The organism is Mesorhizobium sp. CA16 (genome assembly GCF_020165175.1).
GTDB lineage: Bacteria > Pseudomonadota > Alphaproteobacteria > Rhizobiales > Rhizobiaceae > Mesorhizobium.
In genome coordinates this window covers 1-22,502 of the sequence record NZ_JAIUHP010000008.1, presented here as the reverse complement: position 1 = coordinate 22,502, position 22,502 = coordinate 1, and the positions used below count along the sequence as shown (strand labels likewise).

At 64.3% G+C, this 22,502-nt stretch carries 17 protein-coding genes; 4 read left to right on the top strand and 13 right to left on the bottom strand.

Annotated features, from left to right (window positions below; genetic code table 11):
* Positions 1-16: 16 nt before the first annotated feature.
* Complete coding sequence (gene phoU, locus LB525_RS13340) at positions 17-739, bottom strand: phosphate signaling complex protein PhoU (RefSeq protein ID WP_095765899.1); 723 nt, start codon at positions 737-739, stop codon at positions 17-19.
* A gap of 108 nt (positions 740-847) precedes the next feature.
* Positions 848-2,113 carry an ATP-binding protein gene (locus LB525_RS13335; RefSeq protein WP_224512975.1) on the bottom strand — a complete coding sequence of 422 codons (1,266 nt, stop codon included), beginning with the start codon at positions 2,111-2,113 and terminating at the stop codon, positions 848-850.
* 185 nt (positions 2,114-2,298) lie between these two features.
* On the opposite strand from LB525_RS13335, the gene ppk2 reads away from it, so the two are divergent.
* Entirely contained in the window at positions 2,299-3,204 is a 906-nt protein-coding gene (gene ppk2 / locus LB525_RS13330; RefSeq protein WP_224512977.1) for a polyphosphate kinase 2, read from the top strand.
* 119 nt (positions 3,205-3,323) lie between these two features.
* Here ppk2 and LB525_RS13325 read toward each other — a convergent pair whose 3' ends face one another.
* The 3 genes from LB525_RS13325 to LB525_RS13315 all read right to left on the bottom strand — a co-directional run bounded on the left by LB525_RS13325 (position 3,324) and on the right by LB525_RS13315 (position 5,553).
* Positions 3,324-4,073, bottom strand: coding sequence for an enoyl-CoA hydratase-related protein (locus LB525_RS13325; RefSeq protein WP_140845695.1), 750 nt, complete (start codon positions 4,071-4,073; stop codon positions 3,324-3,326).
* Between the two features lie 11 nt (positions 4,074-4,084).
* A complete protein-coding gene (locus tag LB525_RS13320; protein ID WP_224544971.1) occupies positions 4,085-4,723 on the bottom strand; it encodes an acyl-homoserine-lactone synthase in 639 nt (212 codons plus the stop codon).
* A 98-nt stretch (positions 4,724-4,821) separates the two neighbouring features.
* Positions 4,822-5,553 (bottom strand): LuxR family transcriptional regulator, encoded by a 732-nt coding sequence (locus LB525_RS13315; protein ID WP_095765903.1) that lies wholly within the window; start codon positions 5,551-5,553, stop codon positions 4,822-4,824.
* Between the two features lie 248 nt (positions 5,554-5,801).
* Between LB525_RS13315 and LB525_RS13310 the strand changes: the two genes are divergently transcribed.
* Entirely contained in the window at positions 5,802-6,653 is an 852-nt protein-coding gene (locus tag LB525_RS13310; protein ID WP_411965611.1) for a transporter substrate-binding domain-containing protein, read from the top strand.
* 77 nt (positions 6,654-6,730) lie between these two features.
* On the opposite strand, the gene LB525_RS13305 is transcribed toward LB525_RS13310, so the two are convergent.
* Positions 6,731-7,144, bottom strand: coding sequence for a tellurite resistance TerB family protein (locus tag LB525_RS13305; protein ID WP_224544970.1), 414 nt, complete (start codon positions 7,142-7,144; stop codon positions 6,731-6,733).
* A gap of 214 nt (positions 7,145-7,358) precedes the next feature.
* Here LB525_RS13305 and LB525_RS13300 point away from each other — a divergent pair, with 214 nt between their 5' ends.
* Complete coding sequence (locus LB525_RS13300) at positions 7,359-9,008, top strand: lysine--tRNA ligase (protein WP_224544969.1); 1,650 nt, start codon at positions 7,359-7,361, stop codon at positions 9,006-9,008.
* On the opposite strand, the gene LB525_RS13295 is transcribed toward LB525_RS13300, so the two are convergent.
* The 7 genes from LB525_RS13295 to LB525_RS13265 all read right to left on the bottom strand — a co-directional run bounded on the left by LB525_RS13295 (position 8,971) and on the right by LB525_RS13265 (position 17,935).
* Entirely contained in the window at positions 8,971-9,855 is an 885-nt protein-coding gene (locus tag LB525_RS13295) for a thermonuclease family protein (protein ID WP_411971023.1), read from the bottom strand. The genes LB525_RS13300 and LB525_RS13295 overlap by 38 nt on opposite strands.
* Before the next feature lie 12 nt (positions 9,856-9,867).
* The gene (locus tag LB525_RS13290; protein WP_224544967.1) at positions 9,868-10,509 is read right to left on the bottom strand and encodes a helix-turn-helix transcriptional regulator; all 642 of its coding nucleotides are present in this window, start codon (positions 10,507-10,509) and stop codon (positions 9,868-9,870) included.
* A gap of 229 nt (positions 10,510-10,738) precedes the next feature.
* Positions 10,739-12,958, bottom strand: a complete 2,220-nt coding sequence (locus LB525_RS13285; RefSeq protein ID WP_224544966.1) for a 3-hydroxyacyl-CoA dehydrogenase NAD-binding domain-containing protein — start codon at positions 12,956-12,958, stop codon at positions 10,739-10,741.
* Positions 12,959-12,972: 14 nt separating this feature from the next.
* Positions 12,973-14,181: an acetyl-CoA C-acetyltransferase gene (locus LB525_RS13280; protein WP_224544965.1), complete on the bottom strand. Its 1,209-nt coding sequence runs from the start codon at positions 14,179-14,181 to the stop codon at positions 12,973-12,975.
* A gap of 33 nt (positions 14,182-14,214) precedes the next feature.
* Positions 14,215-15,387: an acyl-CoA dehydrogenase family protein gene (locus LB525_RS13275; RefSeq protein ID WP_224544964.1), complete on the bottom strand. Its 1,173-nt coding sequence runs from the start codon at positions 15,385-15,387 to the stop codon at positions 14,215-14,217.
* Positions 15,388-15,439: 52 nt separating this feature from the next.
* Positions 15,440-17,236 (bottom strand): acyl-CoA dehydrogenase, encoded by a 1,797-nt coding sequence (locus LB525_RS13270; RefSeq protein ID WP_095765912.1) that lies wholly within the window; start codon positions 17,234-17,236, stop codon positions 15,440-15,442.
* 234 nt (positions 17,237-17,470) lie between these two features.
* Positions 17,471-17,935 carry a MerR family transcriptional regulator gene (locus LB525_RS13265; protein ID WP_140845707.1) on the bottom strand — a complete coding sequence of 155 codons (465 nt, stop codon included), beginning with the start codon at positions 17,933-17,935 and terminating at the stop codon, positions 17,471-17,473.
* Between the two features lie 450 nt (positions 17,936-18,385).
* Here LB525_RS13265 and LB525_RS13260 point away from each other — a divergent pair, with 450 nt between their 5' ends.
* On the top strand, positions 18,386-22,408 hold the full coding sequence (locus LB525_RS13260) for an SEL1-like repeat protein (RefSeq protein ID WP_224544963.1): 4,023 nt from the start codon (positions 18,386-18,388) through the stop codon (positions 22,406-22,408).
* Positions 22,409-22,502: the final 94 nt, after the last annotated feature.

The following is a 22,502-nucleotide window of genomic DNA, read 5'->3' as shown; positions in this document are numbered from 1 at the left end:
TTCGAGAGGCGCCGGTTCACTTAGCCGGCACCGGGCCGGGAAGCACGACCTTGTCGGTCTTGTCGCCTTTCGGCCGGTCGGCTGGCATCTGGTCGCCCGTGACGATGTAATAGATCGTCTCGGCGATATTGGTCGCGTGGTCGCCGATGCGCTCGATGTTCTTGGCGCAGAACAGAAGATGCGTGCAGGGCGTGATGTTGCGCGGATCTTCCATCATGTAGGTCAAGAGCTCGCGGAACAGCGAGGTGTACATGGCGTCGATCTGGTCATCCCGGTCGCGCACGAGACCAATCCTCTCGACCGAGCGCGAGGCGTAGACGTCGAGCACTTCCTTGAGCTGCGTCAGCGCCAGATTGGCAAGCGCCTCGATACCGCGGAAAAGGCTATTCGGCTGGCGGCCGTCCACCGAGGCCACGCGCTTGGCGACGTTCTTGCCCAAGTCGCCGACACGCTCGATATCGGCCGAGATACGGATCGCGCCGACGATCTCGCGAAGATCCGTCGCCATCGGCTGGCGCCTGGCGATGATGATGATGGCCTTGTCGTCGATCTCGCGCTGTCCTTCGTCGAGGACGAGATCGTCCTGGATGACCTTCTGCGCGAGGCCATGGTCGACATTCACCAGGGCCGCGACCGCCTGTTCGACCATGCGCTCGGCATGGCCGCCCATCGCGGCGATGCGCTTCGACAGGAACTTCAGCTCTTCATCATAGGCACTGGCGATATGAACGGACTGCATGGATATGCCTTCCCGGCTTGTGCCGGCTGGTGCGTTCCCTCAATCCGTCGCTGATACGTGAACCGCATGACAGAAAGAAGAAAATCCCGGTTGGTAACCGATATACGATCAGCGAGCCGGCAAATGAACCGTGAACGCCGCGCCCTTGCCGACTTCCGACTTGATGGACAATCTTGCGTTATGACGGGTCAATATATGCTTGACGATCGAAAGGCCAAGCCCGGTGCCTTTCTGGGCGCGGCTGTTTTCAACATCGACGCGGTAGAAGCGCTCGGTGATGCGCGGGATGTGCTCTTCGGCAATGCCCGGACCATAATCCCTTATCGTGACGTCGAAGCCCGGCTGCTGGCCATCCTCGCCGCCGGCGACCGATACGGTGACGCGCCCGCCTGACTGGCCGTATTTGCAGGCATTCTCGAGGAGATTCTCGAAGACCTGGAACAGCTCGTCGCGATCGCCGGGGACGACAAGCGGCGCGTTGGCGAACTCCCGCTCGATGACGACGCCGTTCTCACTGGCCAGCGGCCCCAGCGAATCGATGACGCTGTCGATCGTCTGGCGAAGATCGACTTCCGTGCCCGGTCCCAGATAGGGTTTCATCTCCAACCGCGACAGTGAGAGCAGATCGTCGATCAGGCGGGCCATCCGGCCGGTCTGGTTCTGCATGATCTGCAGGAACTGGTCGCGCGCCGCCGGATCGTTGCGGGCCGGCCCGCGCAGCGTCTCGATGAAGCCGGCGATCGAGGCAAGCGGCGTGCGCAGCTCATGGCTGGCATTGGCGATGAAGTCGGCGCGCATGCGATCGATGCGACGCGTCTCGCTTTGATCCTTGAACACCAGCACGTAAAGGCCTGTAGCATGACCGACCGTGGACGCGCTGACCCGATATGTGCGTTCCACCGGCAGCTTTTCGGTGTAGTCGACCGCATCGGAAGCGACTTCCCCGGCAAGGATGCCGTCGAGCAGCGCCTGCATTTCCGGGGCGCGGAACTTGAGCGACAGCGACATACCGGGCGCCAGTCCGCCAAAGGCGGCGAAGGCGGCAGCGTTGGCGTGAACGATGGTGGCGGAATGGTCGAAGATGATCAGCGGGTCGGCGACCGCGGCGGCCAGATATTCGCCGGAGAGCCTCTGCAGCCCGCTGGCCTCGATCGCTGCCCCCGCATCGGCCGGCTGGCGTTCGGCATCTGCCGGCAGCATCGCCGCGGCCGCCAGCGCGGCCAGGGCCAGCAGCAGCACATAGGCGGATGAGCCGGCGAAAAAATAAACGGCAAGGACCGCGAGAACGCCTGCGCCAAGCAGCCAGCGGTTGCGCGCCAGCCGCCCGGCCAAGGCTTGCCCCTTGTTGTCTTGTCCCGCGCCCGTCTCTGCCATAGGCCCGCGCCACCCCGCATCCCGTTCGACCGGTCAGCCGGCTCGCTGGACCGGCCTGACGCATGGGCCCCTGGAAATCAGGATCGATTTTCGCGAAGGTTCATGCGCAAGATCAAAATGCTGCAGCGTCTTTGCGCTGCACAGGCTCCATAGCATGAGTCCGCAAACTGGAAAGGTTCGTCCGGATGAAAAAAGCCAAGGAAACGGCCGAAGCGGTGCCGGCCACGGCGCCGATCAAGATCAAGATCGGCGGCAAGGAGCGCGAGTTCGACATCGACAATCCGGTGCTGCCCGACTGGATCGAGGACAACAAGCTTACCGCAGGCGGCTATCCTTACGACAAGAAGATGAAAAGCGAGGACTACGAAAAGGAGCTCGAGGAGCTGCAGATCGAACTGGTCAAGGCGCAGGCTTGGCTGCAAGCCACCGGCAAGCGGGTGATGGCGCTTTTCGAGGGCAGAGACGCGGCCGGCAAGGGAGGCACGATCTTCGTGCTGCGGCAATATATGAACCCGCGCACGGCCCGCAACGTCGCGCTGCCCAAGCCGACGCCGACCGAGGCGGGGCAATGGTATTACCAGCGCTATGTCGACCATTTCCCGACTTCGGGCGAATTCGTCACCTTCGACCGCTCCTGGTACAACCGCGCCGGTGTCGAGCCGGTCATGGGGTTCTGCACGCCGGAGCAGCATGAGAAATTCCTCGACGAGACGCCGCATTTCGAGCGGATGATCTGCAACGAAGGTATGCATTTCTTCAAATTCTGGCTGAATATCGGCCGCGAAACGCAGCTCGAACGGTTCCATGACCGCCGCTGGTCGCCGCTGAAGAACTGGAAGTTCTCGCCGATCGACATCGCCGGCGTCGGCAAGTGGGACGACTACACCAGGGCGCGCGACCAGATGATCGAGCGCACACATAAGGAGTTCTCGCCCTGGGTCGTCGTGCGGGCCAATGACAAGCGACGCGCCCGGCTCGCGGTGATCCAGCGTATCCTGCTTTCCCTGCCTTATGACGGAAGGGACCTCGACGCCGTCGGCAAGCCCGACAAGAAGATCATCGGCGAGGGGCCGGAATTCCTGAAAGACTAGTTGTTGTTCTTCGTCTGGAACCGCTGGCCTGCCCTACCCGCGGGGTAACGCGGTTCCGGACGAGTTACAGCGCCGCGCGCCTTTCGGCTCGCGCGGCGCTGAGGTTTCATGCCGGGCGCTCAGGCGGCCAGGCGAGCAATCCGCTGCAGCCGCTTCAGCGTGGTGTCATCCTGAAGCGCCTGCTGGAACAGCGTGATCTCGTGGTCGATGCGGTCGCACAACACGTCCGTATCTCCCTTGAGCAGGCTGCGCGTCTGCAGCAATGCCGCAACAGGCTTCTTGGCCAGCTGTTTGGCCCTCGCCAGCGTTGCTTCCTCGGCACTGCCTTGCGTCACGATCTCGCCGACCAGGCCCAGCGCCTTGGCGTCTTCGACGCCCAGCGTATCGCCCAGGCAGAAGAAGCGGAACGCACCGGCATAGCCGAGCTTCTGGGGCGCCAGAATGCTGGTCGCCGCGTCCGGCACCAGGCCAAAATCGACGAACGGCACCCTGAAGGTGCTGCCCCTGGAAGCGATCACCATGTCGCAATGGAACAGGATGGTGCAGCCGACGCCGACGGCATCGCCGTCGACGCAGGCAAGGACCGGCTTGGGGAAGGTCGCCAACATGCGGAACATGTCGGTGACGGCGGCGATCAGCTCTCGGTGCTTGGTGGCGTCGAGGAACTCCGAGAAGTCCCCGCCAAGGCAGAAGCACCCGGCAAGGCCGCGCAGCATGACGACGCGGACCTCGTCGTTGACCGCCGCATCGCGCAAGGTCCTGGCAAGGCTCGCATAGGCGTGCCTGTCGAGCACTGGCCGGCCGTCATGCGAGGACACGGTGACGACCAGCGTATGACCGCGCAGTTCCGGTTCGGGATGGAAACTCATGACCGCCTCCATCACGAAGCCTGCTTGAGGCCGAGCAGACCGGGATAGCCCCGGTTCAGCACCGGCAGATGGTGGTTGCGGCGGGCCCGCACGACATCGAGCGTATGCTCGGTGAAGGTGAGCAGCGTCGCCACGACCTGCTGGTTGCCATAGGTGCGCTGGTAACCGAGCGGCGTCGCCAGGAAGTGCAGTTGCAGGGCGCGCAGCACCCACATCGGCTCGAACTCGATGATGACCTGGTTGACGTTGCGCTTCAGGCCCCATTCGACGAAGCCGGCGATCAGCTCGGTGCCGACTGTCGAAACGCCGCGTTTGCCGTCGCGAAAACCCGGAGCCACCGCGTAGCGGGTCAGTTCCCACACATTCGGCCCCGAGGGGGTCGGTCCTTCGCAGAGATCCGACAGAACATCCGTCAGAAGATGCGGGCGTGTGGTCGGCAGCATGCGCTGGTAACCAGCCAGTTCGCCGTTGCGGATGACGAGGTGGTGTTCGGCCTCGTCATGATCGAACTGGTCGATCTCGAGCTGGTCCGGACGGTCGAGATCGGTCCAACCCATCTCCTCGACGAAGATCTTGTAGCGCAAGCGATGGACCGCCTCCCAAAGATCGGGGCGTTCCATCAGTTCCTGAGTGGTAAGGGCAAAAAGCATTAGCCGTCTCCTGGGCTTAAGAGGAAGATACGGCCGTGATGTCCCTTAAAATATTACGCGAATGCGCAGGCAAGAATTTCCAGGTCGGCACGGCCGACCTAGCTAATATAGCCGCGCCTAATCGCCTCCGCGACTGCCTGTACCCGGTTGGCTGCGCCGAGTTTGCTCTTGGCGTTAAGAAGGTGTTTCTCGGAAGTGTGTTCCGAGATGCCGAGGATTTGCGAGATCTCCCATTCGGACTTGCCGACGGCGGCCCATTGCAGGCACTCCCGCTCACGCGCCGTCAATTCTATGTGATCGATGACGCTGTCGGCCTTGGTGTGCAGTTGCATCGCGCGGCCTATCGCATAGGTCGACGCGAGCGAGACCATTCCGAATTCCGCATCCGACAGTTCAACGGATTCGCCGCCCAGCGAGACCATCACGATCTGGCCGTCGAGCGTGACCAGCGGAAACGCCAGGCCGTCGCGCAGCTTGAACTCGCGGGCGTCGCCCATGACTTCGTCGCTGTTCTTGTCGATCAGGGCGTTCTTGGAAGCGTCCCGCCATTGGAACGGCGCCTGAAGCTGCTTCATGTGACTGACGACCGGGTCGTGATCGACATAATTGCGCGCTACATAGCGCTCCAGCCATTCGCCGGGCCAATCGCAAAGCATCACATGCTGTTTCTGCCGGCCGCGCGGCGTGCCCGGCTGCGGCACGGTTCCCGCCATCAGTGCGGTCAGGCCGAAGCTCGAGGTGATGCCGAGCAGCCTCTCGCAGACCGCGGCCGCGGTGCCAGCATGCTGCAACTGGTCTATGTATTCCAGAGTTCTGTCGAACAGGCCCATCGCAACATCTACCCCATGTTGCTTCTGCTTTTTCATTACCGACGGTAGATGCCCGAACCCCCCTTCGCCATCAACCCCCGCGTCGCAATCTCCTCAGCAAAACCGGCAGCTTCCCCCTTCCGGCACGCAAGGTCACTTGCAAACGTGCTAAAGCATACGCTGAATTTGGCGGCTTGAAATCAAAAACCGTTGTGCCTGCCCCCTTTTCATACGAAAAGCCAAGAAAGCTGTCTGGGCGGAGCCTTATCGTGAAATTGCGGTGGATATTTCTGGCCCTGATATCGGCACTGACCGGCGCGCTGCCCCTTGCCGGACCGACTCAGGCGGCGGAGCCGCAGGTGCCGGTGCTGTGGGACGCCAAGGAGCGGCTGCCGAAACCCGATCTCTCCGCGCTGCCGCGGCTCAGATTCCTCACCACCACCGATTTTCCGCCGTTCAACTTCCTCGATGGCGCCGGCCGCCTGTCGGGTTTCCACATCGATCTGGCGCGGGCGATCTGCGCGGAACTGGGCGTCGCCGAAAAGTGCCAGGTCCAGGCTTTGCCGTGGAACGAACTGGACGATGCTCTGCAGAAAGGCGAAGGCGAGGCGATCATCGCCGGCATCGCCGCGACACCGGACAGCCGCGAGAAATACGCCTTCTCGCGCTCCTACATGCAATTCCCGGCGCGCTTCATCATGCCCAAGGCGAAGGCCTTCGCCGAGCCGATCCTCGACAAGCTGCGAAGCAAGCGGGTCGGCGTCGTCGCCGGCTCGGCGCATGAGAAAATGCTGCGGGACTACTTCAACACCGTGCAGGTGGTGACCTTCGACACACCGGAAGACCTCTATGCCGACCTCAAGGCCGGCAAGGTCGACGCCGCCTTCGGCGATGGCATGCGCTTTGCTTTCTGGCTGGGCGGCTCGGACGCCGCCGGCTGCTGCCGCTTCGCCGGCGGTCCGTATCTGGCGCCGGAATATCTGGGCTCGGGCATGGCGATCGCCACCCGCAAGAACGACACAGCGCTTGCCGCCGCCTTTGACTACGCGCTGCAGGAAATCTCGATCAAGGGCACCTTCGCCGAGTTCTACCTGCGCTATTTCCCGGTGAGTTTTTTCTAACCGGTTATCCAGCAATTCCGAACAGAAGGCGCGGCGAAGTCGCCGAGCCTAACCGCTCACACTTTTCCTGGATTGCTTCATGTCAGCGAGCGCAAGCGCGCCTTGGCCGCGCGGGCGATCGCGGCGACGGTCAGCGTGTCGAGGTCGAGCTTGAGGCGGATGAGCTGCAGGACGCGCACTTCCTCCATGCGCATTTCGAGATCGACGGCGGCAACCTCGAAAGCAGCCGCATAAGCGGTGTCGCGCAGCCGCTCCGGCAGCGCCTCGGCGACGCGCGCCAGCACGCCTTCCAGCCCGTCCTTCTCATGCAGCGCCTTCTGACACGCCTGTGCCACTGCAACCAGCCTGTCCTGGTGGAAGTCGATGAACACCGGCCAGGAGCGGACGACGTCGCCGATCCGCTGCAGCTCGACATCGGTCATGTCGCGATCGGAGGCCGATGTGATGACCATCAGGTGGATCAGGGCTTCGTGCGGCGTCAATGAGGGCATTCAAAACTCCTGAAGGCGGCGCGCATGTCATCTTTCCAAAACCGTGACACACTTTTGGATGACATGCACTGGATGATGGGCCCGAACGTAGGAGCGCTATCGCGGCGTCGCAAGGAAAAGCGCCGCAAATCGTTGACGCTCCAGCCTGTCACGCCTAGAGACCGGTCGACAAAACCTTATCCGCCGCGAAGACGGCCATGACTGGAACTTTGACATGACGGGATCAAACATCATCGATCTCACTCCCGAGATGCTTGCCGCGGCGGCCGAGAGCAAGGCCTGGCCGTTCGAGGAAGCGAAAAAAGTCATCGCCCGCTACAAGGGCAAGGACTTTCCCGAGACCGTCCTGTTCGAGACCGGCTATGGCCCGTCCGGCCTGCCGCATATCGGCACCTTCGGCGAGGTGGCGCGCACGACCATGGTGCGGCATGCCTTCCGGGTGCTGACGCAAGACAAGGTCAAGACCAAGCTTCTGTGCTTCTCCGACGACATGGACGGCATGCGCAAGATCCCGGAGAGCGTGCCGGACCGCGCCGCGCTTGAGCCCTATCTGCATATGCCGCTTACCTCGGTGCCCAATCCGTTCGGCGGCGACTATGCGAGCTTCGCCGACCACAATAATGCGATGCTGTGCCGCTTCCTCGACACGTTCGGCTTCGACTACGAATTCGCCAGCGCAACGCAGTACTACAAGGCCGGCCGTTTCGACGAGGTGCTGCGGCGCGCCGCCGAACGCTATGACGAGATCATGGGCGTGATGCTGCCGACGCTCGGGCCGGAGCGCCAGGCGACCTACAGCCCGTTCCTGCCGATCTCGCCGAAGAGCGGCCGCGTGCTCTACGTGCCGATGATAAATGTCGACGCCAAGGCCGGCACCATCACCTTCGACGACGAAGGCACCGAGACGACGCTGCCTGTCACCGGCGGCCGTGTGAAGCTGCAGTGGAAGCCGGATTTCGGCATGCGCTGGGCGGCGCTCGGCGTCGATTTCGAGATGTTCGGCAAGGACCACCAGACCAACGCGGCGATCTACGACCGCATCTGCAACATCCTCGGCGGACGCGCGCCGGAGCATTTCGTCTACGAGCTGTTCCTCGACGAGGAAGGCCAGAAGATTTCGAAGTCGAAGGGGAACGGCCTGACCATCGACGAATGGCTGACCTACGCGCCGACGGAGAGCCTCGGTCTCTACATGTACCAGCGGCCGCGGCAGGCGAAGAAGCTCTATTTCGACGTCATCCCGAAGGCGGTGGACGAGTATTACGCATTCCTTGGCGCCTATCCGCGCCAGGACTGGAAGGAGCGGCTCGGCAATCCGGTCTGGCACATGCATGACGGCAGCCCGCCGGCCATCGACCTGCCGGTGCCCTTCGCGCTGCTGCTCAACCTGGTCAGCGCCTCCAATGCGCATGACAAGGCGGTGCTGTGGGGCTTCATCTCGCGGCATGCGCCGGGCGTGACGCCGAAGACGCATCCGGAGCTCGACCGCCTGACCGGCTACGCGATCCGCTATTTCGACGACTTCGTGAAGCCGACCAAGGTCTACCGCGCCGCCGACGAGGTGGAGCGCGAGGCGCTGGCCAAGCTCTCCGACGCGCTCGGCGCGCTGCCGCAGGGCGCCGATGGCGAAGCGATCCAGAACGCCGCGCTCAATGTCGCGCGCAAAATCGAGCGCTACCAGGATCATTCCAAGCAGAGCCCGGAAGGCGGCCCCGGCGTGTCGGTCGCCTTCTTCCAGATGATCTACCAGGTGCTGATCGGCCAGGAACGCGGGCCGCGCTTTGGTTCCTTCGCAGCGCTTTACGGCATCGCCGAAACACGCGCGCTCATTGAGCGGGCGCTGGCTGGTCAACTGGCGGCGTAACCGCGCCGCCATCAGCCGGCAGGATCGAATCCGGCGCGACCGGCGCCGGCCCTGACGCGGCCGGCAGTGCCGGCAGACCGTCAAGTTTTGGCGCTGGGCCGAAAATACCCTTCTTTGCGGCGCGGGCCTTGTTCCCGGCCTCGACATAGGGACCGCCTTGCGCCGCGCGCGCCCAGCCATTCTCGACCAACCACTGGCCGATGTCCTGGTTGCCGATATGGCATTCGGCGGTAATGATGTCGCGACCGCCGTCCGGCGGCACCGTGCAGGCGACCGCACGGCCACGCAGGAAGGCGCGGAAGGCCGTTCTGGCGCGCGTGCCGCAGGCCCAGCTCTTGCCCGCGTCGCTACAGGTTTCGTCGGCCTTGACGACATCCACGCCGGACACGGCGACCGCGTAGCCCTTCGACTCGATGAGCCCGGCGGCGGTGGCGACCGGCTGGAACAATTTTGTGCCATTCCAATCGCCTGGCATCTTCGTTTTGGGCGGCTTGGGCGGCCCGGCCAGCGCCAGATCGCTGAGCGGCGCGCGCGGTTCCACCCGTTCGAGTTCCTGGTCCGACAGGTCCGGCGGCGCCACGACGTCGGGATCGATGGCCCTCGAACGAGCGGCGGGCTTCGGTGGCTGCGGAGCGGGCGGCGCCGGAATGGCCGCAGTGGCCGGCTCTTGCGCGGCATCAGAAGCGGAAGGGGTGTCGCCGCCGGTTGGAAGCGCATCGGCAACGGGATCGATCTGATCGACCGTGACGGCGCTTTCGTGACCCTTGACCGTCCGTCCGCCGGCAACAACGAGAGCCGCCATCACGGGAAGTGCCAGAATCGTCAGGGCTGTTTGAAGAAGCCGCACCGGTCCGGGGCCCTACTGGCTCGCCCAGACGATGCGCGCCATCCATTCGATATCGCGCGTCGCGATGTCGCGGTCCGGATGGGCGGGGTTGAGCGAAACCAGCACGATCGATTTCACCGTTTGCCGGTCGAGCACCTTGGCCATTACCTCGCCAGCGGTTGTCTTGACGACGACACGGTCGCCCTTGCGCGTCGGCGCGCCCGGTTCGACGATCAGAACATCGCCGTTGCGGTAGAGCGGCAACATGGAATCGCCCTGCACCTGCAGCGCGTAGGACGTCTCGGTCGCCCGCGCCGGCAGCTCGACCAGATCCCAGCCCTGCCCCGCCGGATAGCCGGCATCGTCGAAGAAGCCTCCCGCGCCGGCCTGGGCGAAACCAAGCAGCGGGACGGCGCTGCGCTGTTGGGCTATGGAGGCGCCGCCGCGCCCTTCGACCAGTCCGGTGAATTCCTCGAGCGACGCGCCGGTGGCCTCGATGATCTTGGCCAGCGATTCGGTCGAGGGCCAGCGCGGCCGGCCATCGGACGACAGGCGCTTCGACTTGTTGAAGGCCGTCGAATCGAGGCCCGCGCGCCGGGCAAGACCGGAAGCCGATAGCGAATAGCGCTCGGCGAGAGCGTCAATGGCGGCCCATACGCGGTCGTGTGAGAGCACGCGCGCTCTCCTTCAAACAGGAAAAAATGCCTCAAGCCTGTCTAGCGCGCGACCACACCATTGTCCACCGGTAGCGGCGGACCGGGATGGAAAGTGATACGCAGGCACAGATGTGCGTGGTTCCGCACACTAATCGAGCCGGCTTTCGTCGCCGACCCTGTAGGGGCCACGGCTCGACGCCGTGGCCATGGTGCGGGCCATTCGCCCCCAGACATACATCTTGGGTTGATCAGGCCGCCTCTCGGACCTCGCCCTTCCGGTAAGGGTCGAAGCGCTCGTAGAAGGTCTCGCCCTTCTCGGCCATGTCGAGCAGAAGCTTCGGCGCCTTGAACTCGGCGCCATACTTCTTCTGCAGCCCCTTGGCGATCTTGACGAAACGCTTGGCGCCGATGCCGTCGATGTAAGATAGCGCGCCGCCGGTAAAGGGAGCGAAGCCGAAAGCGAGGATCGAGCCGACGTCCGCCTCGCGCGGATCGGTGACAATGCCTTCTTCCATCACCCGCGCCGCTTCCAGCGCGATGGTCACCAAGAGGCGCTGCTTCAGCTCCTCATAGTCGACCTTTTCGGGCTTCAGCTGCGGATAGAGATCCTTCAGGCCTGGCCACAGCTTCTTCTTCGCCGGCTTCGCCGGATAGTCATAGAAACCCTTGCCGTTCTTGCGGCCGAAGCGGCCATGGGTGTCGACCATGGTGTTGATCAGCGCCATCTGCTTCGGATCGACGGCCTTGTCGCCGAGATCCCTGATGGTCTGCTTCATGATCTTCTGGGCAAGGTCGACGGCCGTCTCGTCGGTCAGCGCCAGCGGGCCGACCGGCATGCCGGCGGCCTTGGCGGCGTTCTCGATCATCGGTGCAGGCACACCTTCGATCAGCATCTTATAGGCTTCCGACATATAGCGCAGCACGCAGCGGTTGACGTAGAAGCCGCGCGTATCGTTGACGACGATCGGCGTCTTCGTGATGGCGCGCACGAAGTCGAAGGCGACGGCCAAGGCCTTGTCGCCCGTCTTCTTGCCGAGGATGATCTCGACCAGCATCATCTTGTCGACCGGCGAGAAGAAGTGGATGCCGATGAAGTTCTTCGGCCGCGCCGAATTCTTCGCCAGCGCGGTGATCGGTATGGTGGACGTGTTGGAAGCGAAGATCGCCGACGATTTCAGCACCGCTTCGGCCTTCTCCGTGGCTTCCTTTTTGACGCTCGAATCCTCGAAGACCGCCTCGACGACCAGATCGCAGCCGGCAAGGTCGGCATAGTCCGCCGTCGGGGTGATCAGCGACAAAAGCTTGTCCTTGTCCTCGGGTTTGGCACGGCCCTTCTTGACCTGATCGGCCATCAGGCCGTCGGAATGCGCCTTGCCCTTCTCGGCCGACGGCAGATCGCGGTCGAGCAGCACCACGGGAATGCCGGCTCGTGCGGTGACATAGGCGATGCCGGCGCCCATGAAGCCGGCGCCGAGAATGCCGATCTTCTTGAACTTGGTCTCCGGCACGCCGGTCGGCCGGCGCGCGCCCTTGTTCAGTTCCTGCAGCGAGACGAACAGCGAGCGGATCATGGCCGCAGCTTCCTTCGACTGCATGATCTCGGTGAAATAGCGCTGCTCGATCCTGAGCGCCGTGTCGAACGGCACCAGCAGGCCTTCATAGACGCATTTCAGGATCGCGGCCGCGGCTGGATAGTTGCCATAGGTTTCGCGACGCAGGATGGCGATCGCCGGCGGCCAGAGATTGGCGCCGGCCGCCGAATAGATCGGACCGCCCGGCAGCTTGAAGCCCTTCTCGTCCCACGGCGCGACCGGCTTCAGGCCGTTCCGGATCATCGCCTTGGCGGTCTCGACCAGTTTCGAAGGCTCGGCGATCTCGTGGATCAGGCCCATCGCCTTCGCCTTTTGCGGCGTCAGGTTCTGCCCGGTGGTCAGCATCTGCAGCGCCTGCTGCTGGTCGGTCAGCCGCGGCACGCGCTGGGTGCCGCCGGCACCGGGGAAGATGCCGATCTTCACTTCGGGCAGCGCCATCTTCACCTTGTCGGAATCGGCGGCGATGCGGCCATGGCAGGCGAGCGACATCTCGAAAGCGCCGCCCATGCAGGTGCCGTTGATCGCCGACACAAACGGCTTGCCGCAGGTCTCGATCTTGCGGAACAGGCCGGTCATATAGCCGGCATTGTCGAACAGCGCCTTGGTCGCCTTGTCGAGGTCCTTCTCCTTGTCGACGGCAAAGGTCGCCAGCATCTTCTGCAGCATGGTGATATCGGCGCCGCCGGAGAAAGAGTCCTTGCCGGAGGTGATGACCGCGCCCTTGATGGCGGCATCGCCGGCCACCTGATCGACTATGGCGTTCAACTCGCGCATCACCTCCTCGGTGAAGACGTTCATCGAACGGTCCGGCATGTCCCAGGTGATCAGCGCTATGCCGTCGGCGTCCACGTCGAGGGTGAAATTGGTGTAGCTCATCTCTTCTCTCCCCGTCAGACGCGTTCGATGATGGTGGCGGTGCCCATGCCCGCGCCGATGCAGAGCGTGACCAGCGCGGTGTTGAGGTCGCGGCGCTCCAACTCGTCCAGCACCGTGCCCAGGATCATGGCGCCGGTGGCGCCGAGCGGATGGCCCATCGCGATCGCGCCGCCATTGACGTTGATCTGGTCGTGCGGGATGTCGAAGGCCTGCATGTAGCGCAGCACGACGGAGGCGAAGGCCTCGTTGAGCTCGAACAGGTCGATGTCCGACTGCTTCATCTTGGCGCGCTTCAGGAGCTTCTCGGTGACGTCGACCGGACCGGTCAGCATCAGCACCGGTTCCGAGCCGATATTGGCGAAGGCGCGGATGCGCGCGCGCGGCTTCAGTCTCATCGCCTTGCCGGCCTTCTTGGAACCGAGCAGAACGGCGGCGGCGCCATCGACGATGCCCGAGGAATTGCCGGCATGGTGGACGTGGTTGACCTCCTCTACCTCGGGATGCTTCTGCACGGCGACCGCGTCGAAGCCGCCCATCTCGCCGGGCATGACGAAGGACGGGTTGAGCGAAGCCAGCGACTGCATGTCGGTCGTGGGCCGCATGTGCTCGTCATGATCGAGGATGGTGAGACCATTCTGGTCCTTGATCGGGATCACCGAATTCTTGAAACGGCCCTCGCCCCAGGCCTTGGCGGCGCGCTTCTGGCTCTCGACGGCGTAGGCATCGACGTCATCGCGGGAAAACCCGTATTTGGTGGCGATCAGGTCGGCCGAGATGCCTTGCGGCACGAACCAGCCGGGCAGGCCGACGGAGGGGTCCATGAACCAGGCGCCGCCCGACATGCCCATGCCGACGCGCGACATGGATTCGACGCCGCCGGCAATCACGATCTCGTCCGCCCCTTGCGCGATTTTGGCGGCGCCGAAATTGATGGCGTCGAGACCCGAGGCGCAGAAGCGCGAGATCTGCATGCCGGGTGCCTTGGTGTCGTAGCCGGCCTCGAAGGCGGCGGCGCGCGGAATGACGGAGCCCGCCTCGCCGACCGGATCGACGCAACCGAAGATGATGTCGTCGACATTGCCGGTGTCGAGCCCATTGCGGTCGCGCAGCGCCTCGAGCGTCCTGGCGGCGAGCCGCACCGCCGGCACCTCGTGCAGCGCGCCATCCTTCTTGCCCTTGCCGCGCGGCGTGCGCACGGCGTCATAGACGTAAGCCTCAGTCATTTTCGTGCTCCTTGGCTTTGCCGGCCGCCGCGCTCAGAGAGAGCGCCCGATCAGCAATTTCATGATTTCGTTGGTGCCGCCGTAGATGCGCTGGACGCGTGCATCGCGGTACATGCGGGCGATCGGATATTCATTCATGTAGCCATAGCCGCCGTGCAGTTGAAGGCATTCGTCGACGACTTTGCCCTGCAGGTCGGACAGCCAGTATTTGGCCATCGAGGCGGTCACCGGGTCGAGACCGCCGTCGATGTGGCGGGCGACGCAGTCATTGTAGAAGACGCGGCCGATCGTGGCCTCGGTCTTCAATTCGGCCAGCTTGAACTGGGTGTTCTGGAACTCGATGACCGCCTTGCCGAAGGCCTTGCGTTCCTTGACGTAGTCGATGGTCAGCGCCAGCGCCCGCTCGATCATGGCGATCGCCCCGGTGCCGATCTGGAGCCGCTCCTGCGGCAATTGCTGCATCAGCTGGACGAAGCCCTTGCCTTCCTCGTCGCCGAGCAGGTTGGAGGTCGGCACGCGCACGTCGTTGAAGAACAGCTCGGACGTGTCGTTCGACTTCAGCCCGATCTTGTCGAGATTGCGGCCGCGCTCGAAGCCCTCCACCTCATCGGTCTCGACGACGATCAGCGACGTGCCCTTGGCGCCCTTGTCCGGATCTGTCTTGGTGACGACGATGATCAGGTTAGCGAGCTGGCCATTGGTGATGAAGGTCTTCGAGCCGCTGATCTTGTAATGGTTGCCGTCCTTCTCGGCGCGGGTCTTGACGCCCTGCAGGTCGGAGCCGGCGCCGGGTTCGGTCATGGCGATGGCGCCGATCAGCTCGCCGGTCGCGAGCTTGGGCAACCATTTCTGTTTCTGCTCTTCGGAACCGTAATGCAGGATGTAGGGTGCTACGATCGAATTGTGCAGGCCGATGCCGAAGCCGTCGACGCCGACATGGCCGATCGCCTCGATGATGGCGCTCTCATGCGCGAAGGTGCCGCCCGAGCCGCCGTATTGCTCCGGCATGGAAGCGCAGAGCAGGCCGGCCGCTCCCGCCTTCAGCCAGCTCTCGCGGTCGAACATCTCGTTCTTCTCGAACTCGTCGTAACGCGGCGCGATCTCCTCGGCCATGAAGCGCGATGCCATATCGTAGAGCATGCCGACCTCGTCCGCCGCCCAGGCGGGCTTTGGAAGACCAAGAATTTCGGCTGGATTTGTCGCCACGATTTCCTCCGCGTTCCGACACTTGTGGGCCGGCGGTGCCGGCCCGCCAAACCTAGAACGCTTCCGCCGGCAGCGCCATTAGCGTGTCCGCGCCACTCGTTATGCGGGCGAGACGCGCCGCCGTTTCCGGCATGACGCGCTCCATGAAGAAGCGCGCGGTCGTGAGCTTGGCGTCGTAGAACGCGCCAGCACCGTTGGCGCCGTCCGCGAGCTTCGCCTCAGCGGATTTCGCCATTTGCGCCCACATGTAGCCCAGCGCCACCAGGCCGAAGAGATGCATGTAGTCGCTCGAGGCCGCACCGGCATTGTCGGGCTTGGCCATGGCGTTCTGCACCAGCCACATGGTGGCCGCCTGCAGGTCGTTGAGGCCCTTCTTCAGCGCCTTGGTGAAGGGCGCCATCTTCTCGTCGGCGCGGTTTTCCTCGCAGAACTCGCCGACTTCCTTGAAGAAGGCCTGCACGGCGCGACCGCCATTCTGCGCCAGCTTGCGGCCGACGAGGTCGAGCGCCTGGATGCCGTTGGCGCCTTCATAGATCATGGCGATGCGGGCGTCGCGCACGAACTGGCTCATGCCGTGTTCTTCGATGTAGCCGTGGCCGCCGAACACCTGCTGCGCCATGACCGCATGGTCGAAACCCTTGTCGGTGAGCACGCCCTTGACCACCGGGGTCATCAGGCCGGTGTAGTCGTCGGCCGCCTGGCGGTCCTTGTCGTCACCGGAACGGTGCGCAACGTCGGACTTGATCGCCGTCCACAGCGCCAGCGCGCGGCCGGCCTCGTTGAAGGCCTTCATGGTCATCAGCGAGCGGCGGATGTCGGGATGGACGATGATCGGGTCGGCCTTCTTGTCCAGCGCCTTGGCGCCCGACAGCGAGCGGCCCTGCAGGCGGTCCTTGGCGTAGGAGACGGCGTTCTGGTAGGCGATCTCGGAGACCGAAAGCCCCTGCAGGCCGACGCCGAGTCGGGCCTCGTTCATCATCGTGAACATGGCCTTCAAGCCGCCGTTCAATTCGCCGAGCAGCGTGCCCTCCGCCTCGTCATAATTCATGACGCAGGTCGAGTTGCCATGGATGCCCATCTTCTCCTCGATCGAGCCGCAGGAGACGGTGTTCCTCTCACCGGGATTGCCCGAGGCATCGAGCTTGAACTTCGGCACGATGAACAGCGAGATGCCCTTGACGCCTTCCGGCGCGCCTTCGGCGCGGGCAAGCACCAGGTGGACGATGTTGTCCGCCATGTCGTGCTCGCCGGCGGAGATGAAGATCTTCTGGCCGGAGATTCTGTAGCTGCCGTCGCCGTTGGGAACGGCCTTGGTGCGCAGCAGGCCAAGGTCGGTGCCGCAATGCGGCTCGGTCAGGTTCATGGTACCGGTCCAGGTGCCCTCGATCAGCCTGGGCAGCCATGTCGCCTTCTGCTCCTCCGTGCCGTGGGTGACGATCGCCGCGATCGCGCCTTGCGTCAGGCCGGGATACATCATCAGCGCCATGTTGGCGGAAACCATATATTCGGAAACAGCCTGGTGCACCGTGTAGGGCAGGCCTTGGCCGCCGAACTCGACGGGTGCCGCAAGCCCCATCCAGCCGCCTTCGCGATACTGGTCGTAGGCGTCCTTGAAACCCTTCGGCGTCGTTACCGAGCCGTCGTCATGGCGCACGCAGCCTTCCATGTCGCCGACGCGGTTCAGCGGATGCATGACGTTTTCGGCCAGCTTGGCACCCTCGGCGAGGATCGCCTCGAGCACGTCGGGCGTCGCATCCGAGAAGCCCGGAAGATTGGAATAGCGCTGATAGCCAAGCACATCGTTGAGCACGAACAGCGTGTCCTGGATCGGCGCCCTGTAGATCGTCATGCCTTCCTCCGCCCTTACGGTCCCGGCCCGACCAGCAAGTCGCCTGTCCACATCCTGGACAGGAGGCCGGGCAAATGTCGATGCTGCGATAGCAAATATTGACGTTTGCGTAAACGTCAACTTCGTCGCAGTCAAAAATTTTGTGAGTGGTCAGGCATCCTGGCGACAAAAAAGCCGCGCGGCTATGGCCACGCGGCTTTCAGTTTTTGGATTGTCGCCGTTGAACGCGTGCGTTCAGCCGGCGGCGCTGGCCTGCGGCGCCGCGGTGCGCTCGACGAGCATCTGGCGCACGACGGACATCGAGTTGCTCAACTCGCCGATGGCGTCGTCGATCAGCGCGCGCTGCTTCTGCAGGCGGGCGAGTTGCTTCTCCGACTTGTCGAGGGCCAGCCGCAACTGCCTGGTGTTGGTGCCGGTCGGATCGTAGAGATCCATCATCTGCTTGACATCGCGCAGCGAGAACCCGACCTTGCGGCCGAGCAGGATCAGCTTCAGGCGAGCCTTGTCGCGGCGCGTATAGAGACGGGTCGAGCCGTCGCGATGCGGATTGAGCAGGCCCTTGTCTTCATAGAAACGCAGCGTGCGCAGCGTCACACCGTATTTCTTGGCCATCTCGCCGATGCGGACGAATTCCTCGCCGGCTTCGACCGGGATGTCATTGGTATTGGCCGCGGCTTCGCCGGGCGAAACAAGTTTCATGGTCACTGGCTTTCCCCTGGCGGCGTCGCGGTCGCGGACCAAGCGTCGCCTGAATGGAAGCAGGGGCGTGCTTCCAATCGTGGTTGCAACAAGTCAATCGCAAGAGGCACGGTTCGCACCTTTTACGTTTACGTCAATTCTATATCGATAGCCGCAAGGTGACGCAAGGGCGTTGTCGAAACGGAGCTTTATGCCGCACCCCGCCAGGCGGCTGACGATTATGCGCGGCTTCTTAAGCTTGGTTAACGCCTTGTTTACCACGTTGGGCGAAATGTGCGCATGTCGGTCACCCGTGTTTATCCTGTAGAGAATTTTTCACGGTTTTCGAAGCGTGGGTGAAAACCCGGGAAGCCCGTCTTCCTCCGCAGCAAAACCGCTCGGCTCGCTTCGTTTCCGGCAGGCTAATGGGAGACCGGCCTCCGGCCGGCCATTCTGAACACGGGCGCATCGATGAACAGCAAGCGGTCCTATCTCGATACACTCAATGCCGGCAGGCAACGCCGGCCGCACGCCTCGCTCGAAGAACTGAACCGCTCGCTCGAAACCCTGGAGCAGCGGCTGGACCGCACGCGCGCCGACATGCCCGATCGCCCCGACCTGCGGCGGCCGCCAGTCGAGCCGCGTTATCCAAGCACGCAGCCTTACGGCCAGCCGCGGTGGTACGAAGACACCTATGCCGCGCAAAGACCCCTGGACCGGCCGCAGCAGAACCCGGCGACGCAGAATCCTGGCTCACAGTATCAGCGGCCGCAACCGCGCGCGCCGCAAAATCCGGCGCCCGCCGCGCCCGCCTTCGACCAGGGCTATCAGGCGATCGCGCGTGACATCGACCGGGTGCGCGGCCAGGAAGACAGCGTCGCCATGGTCGGCAAGATCGCCGTCGAATTGCGCGGGCTGCGCGAGGAATTGCGCCACCAGATGACCGCCGGCCTGCAGCGCGAATTCGAGGCGTTTCGCCAGGACATCGACCGCGCTATGCAGCGCGGCGCCAACGGCCTGCCGGATAAGAGCAGCGCCGAGCTCGGTCTCGAATTCGAGCGGCTTTCGGGCGCCATCCAGACACTGGCCGAAAAGAGCGACGACCGCAGCGTCAACCTGCTGCGGCTGGAACTGGAACAGGTGAAGGGCGCGCTGGACACGCTGGCACGCGAGGAAAGCGTGCAGAAGGTCGACCGCCGCTGGGACGATTTCGACCGCCGCTGGAGCGCCTTCGAAGACCGCGTCGACGCTGATCAGCGCAAGCGCGCGGAAGGCCCGAGCCTTTCGGTGCTGACCGACCGGCTCGAACAGATCAGCAGCGCCGTCAACAACCTGCCGGAATCGCTTTCGCTGCGCTCGCTGGAGGAAAAGGTGCGCACGCTTGCCGGCGCGGTCGACCGTTTCGCCAGCCAGCAGACTATGCGCGGCGGCGAGACGCTGGCCATGATCGACGAGCGGCTGGACGAGATTTCCCGCGCCATCGTCGCCTCGACGGTGGCCGCGCAGGCCAATGCCTTCGACCCCGAGACCTTCGGCCGGATCGAGAAGCGCATGGCCTCCCTGGCGGCGCAGATCGAAGAGGTTGCGCAGTCGCGGCCCGGCGCGGAAGTCATTGATCACCTCAACCTTCTTACCAGCCGTGTGGATCAGTTGGCCGGCAGGGCAGACCTGCCCGAGCAGGCCATGGAGCGGCTCGGCAAGCAGATTGCCTTGATCACCGACAAGATGGACCGCGTGCAGGCCATGCCCGACGCCGATCATATCTTCCAAGGCCTGGAACAGCGCTTCGAGGCACTGTCCATGTTAATCGAGCGCCGCCAGGGCGATGCGATGGAACAGGGCAATATGCTGTTTCGCGATCTAGAGCGTCGGCTGGACGAGGTCGCGGACCGGCTCGACCAGCGCATGCGCCAGGATGAGAGCGCCGGCATCATGGAGGTGATCGACGCCCGCTTCACCGCTTTGGCCAAGCGCATCGAGACACGCACGCCGGATCCCGCCAACGACGCGGCGATCCGCGGGCTGGAAAGCCGGCTCGAGGATATTTCCAGCCGGCTGGAAATGTCCGCGCAGCAGGTCGCGGGCATCGATCCGGCGCTGATCCGCAGCCTGGAGGCGCAGGTCGCCGGCCTGTCGGCGCATCTTTCCAAGCCCGGCACGCCGCTGCCCGAATTCGAGGACATCAGCCCGCGCCTCAACGAGATCGAGAAGTCGCTGGCGGGCACGCGCGATTCCATCCTGACCGTGGCGCGCGAGGCGGCCGAGAGCGCCGTCAGATCGCTTGCCGAGTCGACGTCCAGCACGGCCCAGAGCAACGCGACCGCCGTTGCCGGCCTCGCCCAGGACCTGAAGACGCTCGAAGCGCTCACCCGCCGCTCCGACGAACGCAACTCGCGCACATTCGAGGCGATCCACGATACGCTGCTCAAGATCGTCGACAGGCTCGGCTCGCTCGAATCGGACGAGACCAGCGAAGCGGTCAGCGAACTGGTGGATCCGCAGCCGGCCGGTAAGCGCGGCGGCCGCGGCGGTAAGATCGTGGTGCAGGACGCGCCTTCGATGGATATCGACCAGCCGCTGCCGCTCACGGGGGACATGGCCGGTCTCGAAGGCCGTGCGGCTGCGATCATGCGCGATGAGCCAGACGCGCCGCGCACGCCTGCCGAGGCCGCGGCGGCAGCAGCCATGGCGGCCCTCGGGCCGGATGCGATCGGCGACAAGAGCGAGACGGCCGGCCGCAGGAGATCGATGTTCAGCGGCCTGGCGCGCGCTTTCAAGGGCAAGAAAGATGCGGACACGCAGCCGCTTGCCGGCTCTGCGCCGGTCGGTGACGTGCCAAGCGTCGACATCGACGAGCCGCTCGACCCCAAGGCCGCCAACCGGCCGTTGGAGCCCGGTTCCGGCGCGCCGGACCTCAACGCTATCATGAAACGCGTGCGCGACGAGCGCGGCGGCCAGCCGGTCAAGCGCAACGAGAGCGATGCCGCCAAGTCCGATTTCATCGCCGCGGCCCGCCGCGCGGCCCAGGCCGCAGCCGCGGAAGCCGACACGCTGAAGCGGCAATCGACCCTGACCGGCCCGGTGAAGGCGCTGAGGATAGGCGACCTGCTCAAGGCGCGGCGCAAGCCGATCCTGATGGCGGCGGCCGCGATCATGATGGCGCTGGCCGGCCTGCAGTTGGGCAAGGCCTTTTTGTCAGATCCGGTCGAGACGGCCAACAACCAGCCCGCACCGGTCGTCTCTCCGCAGATGGTCGACACGGAAACAGCACAGGACGAAAGCGGCCCGGCCCGGCCCGTCAGGCAGGCCGAGCCCGTCAAGGACGCGGCACTCGCCGCTTCTACGTCTTCCAGTCCCGAAAATGCCGCAGCCATGCCCGCCGAACCGGCGCCCGCGCCAGTGGCGCTTGCTGCGCCTGCCGCGCCGGTGCCGGCTCCCATGGCTTCGGCAACGCCGCCCGAACCCGCCGCCGCAGCCGCGTCCGCGGCGGATACGGATGGCGACATGCAGCCTGTGGCCAAGGGCCCCATGACGGCCAGTCCGGCAGCCGAGGGCGCCGCTGCCAGCACACCGACGGCCACGTCCGTCGACACGACAGGCGCCGTGCCGCCGGCCGGGAACCAGGCAGCCGCGGCCAAATTCGACATTCCTTCCGAAATCGGTCCGGTGGCGCTGCACGATGCGGCCGCCGATGGCGACGCCAAGGCGCTGTTCGAGATCGGCTCGCGCTATGCGGAATCGCGCGGCGTCAAGGAAGACATGAAGGCGGCCGCCAAATGGTATGAGCAGTCGGCCGAGCTCGGCTTCGCGCCGGCCGAATACCGCATCGGCAATTTCTACGAAAAAGGCATCGGCGTCGCGCGCGACATCAAGAAGGCCAAGACCTACTATCAGCTCGCCGCCGAACAGGGCAATGCCAGCGCCATGCACAATCTGGCGGTGCTGTTCGCCATGGCGGCGGACGGCGTGACCGACAATGAATCGGCGACGCACTGGTTCCAGGAAGCCGCCGACCTCGGCGTCAAAGACAGCCAGTTCAACCTCGGCATCCTGGCCGCCAAGGGCGTCGGCATGAAACAGAACCTGGAGGAATCCTACAAGTGGTTCGCGCTCGTCGCCAAGACCGGCGACAAGGACGCTGCGGCCAAGCGCGACGAGATCGCCAATGCGCTCAGGCCCGAACAAGTCGAGCGGGCGCGCGCCGCCACGGAATTGTGGAAGGCCAAGCCGCTCAACGCGGCCGCCAACTCGGCCGACGTTCCGGAGTCCTGGCAGGACAGCACTCCGCAGACGACCGCCGGCATCGATATGAAGAAGGCGGTGAAGAACATCCAGCTGATCCTCAACAAGAACGGCTATGATGCCGGCGGCGCCGACGGCGTGATGGGCGGCAAGACCAAGACCGCCATCATGGCCTTCCAGACCGACAACAAGATGAAGCCGACGGGCGAGATCGACGCGCCGCTCGTCAAGGCGCTCTTGGCGCACAAATAACGGCGGACGCGTCGCATATGCGACGCCCTGCCACACATTTGCCTGTTAACTGATTGAGATGGTTTTTGTTTCGGGGGGGGGGGGGGGGGGGGGG

Bases quoted from the DNA above. Each gene is read 5' to 3' on its own strand.
- phoU (WP_095765899.1), bottom strand. From the start codon at position 739: ATGCAGTCCGTTCATATCGCCAGTGCCTATGATGAAGAGCTGAAGTTC.
- LB525_RS13335 (WP_224512975.1), bottom strand. From the start codon at position 2,113: ATGGCAGAGACGGGCGCGGGACAAGACAACAAGGGGCAAGCCTTGGCC.
- ppk2 (WP_224512977.1), top strand. From the start codon at position 2,299: ATGAAAAAAGCCAAGGAAACGGCCGAAGCGGTGCCGGCCACGGCGCCG.
- LB525_RS13325 (WP_140845695.1), bottom strand. From the start codon at position 4,073: ATGAGTTTCCATCCCGAACCGGAACTGCGCGGTCATACGCTGGTCGTC.
- LB525_RS13320 (WP_224544971.1), bottom strand. From the start codon at position 4,723: ATGCTTTTTGCCCTTACCACTCAGGAACTGATGGAACGCCCCGATCTT.
- LB525_RS13315 (WP_095765903.1), bottom strand. From the start codon at position 5,553: ATGGGCCTGTTCGACAGAACTCTGGAATACATAGACCAGTTGCAGCAT.
- LB525_RS13305 (WP_224544970.1), bottom strand. From the start codon at position 7,144: ATGCCCTCATTGACGCCGCACGAAGCCCTGATCCACCTGATGGTCATC.
- LB525_RS13300 (WP_224544969.1), top strand. From the start codon at position 7,359: ATGACGGGATCAAACATCATCGATCTCACTCCCGAGATGCTTGCCGCG.
- LB525_RS13285 (WP_224544966.1), bottom strand. From the start codon at position 12,958: ATGAGCTACACCAATTTCACCCTCGACGTGGACGCCGACGGCATAGCG.
- LB525_RS13280 (WP_224544965.1), bottom strand. From the start codon at position 14,181: ATGACTGAGGCTTACGTCTATGACGCCGTGCGCACGCCGCGCGGCAAG.
- LB525_RS13270 (WP_095765912.1), bottom strand. From the start codon at position 17,236: ATGACGATCTACAGGGCGCCGATCCAGGACACGCTGTTCGTGCTCAAC.
- LB525_RS13265 (WP_140845707.1), bottom strand. From the start codon at position 17,935: ATGAAACTTGTTTCGCCCGGCGAAGCCGCGGCCAATACCAATGACATC.
- LB525_RS13260 (WP_224544963.1), top strand. From the start codon at position 18,386: ATGAACAGCAAGCGGTCCTATCTCGATACACTCAATGCCGGCAGGCAA.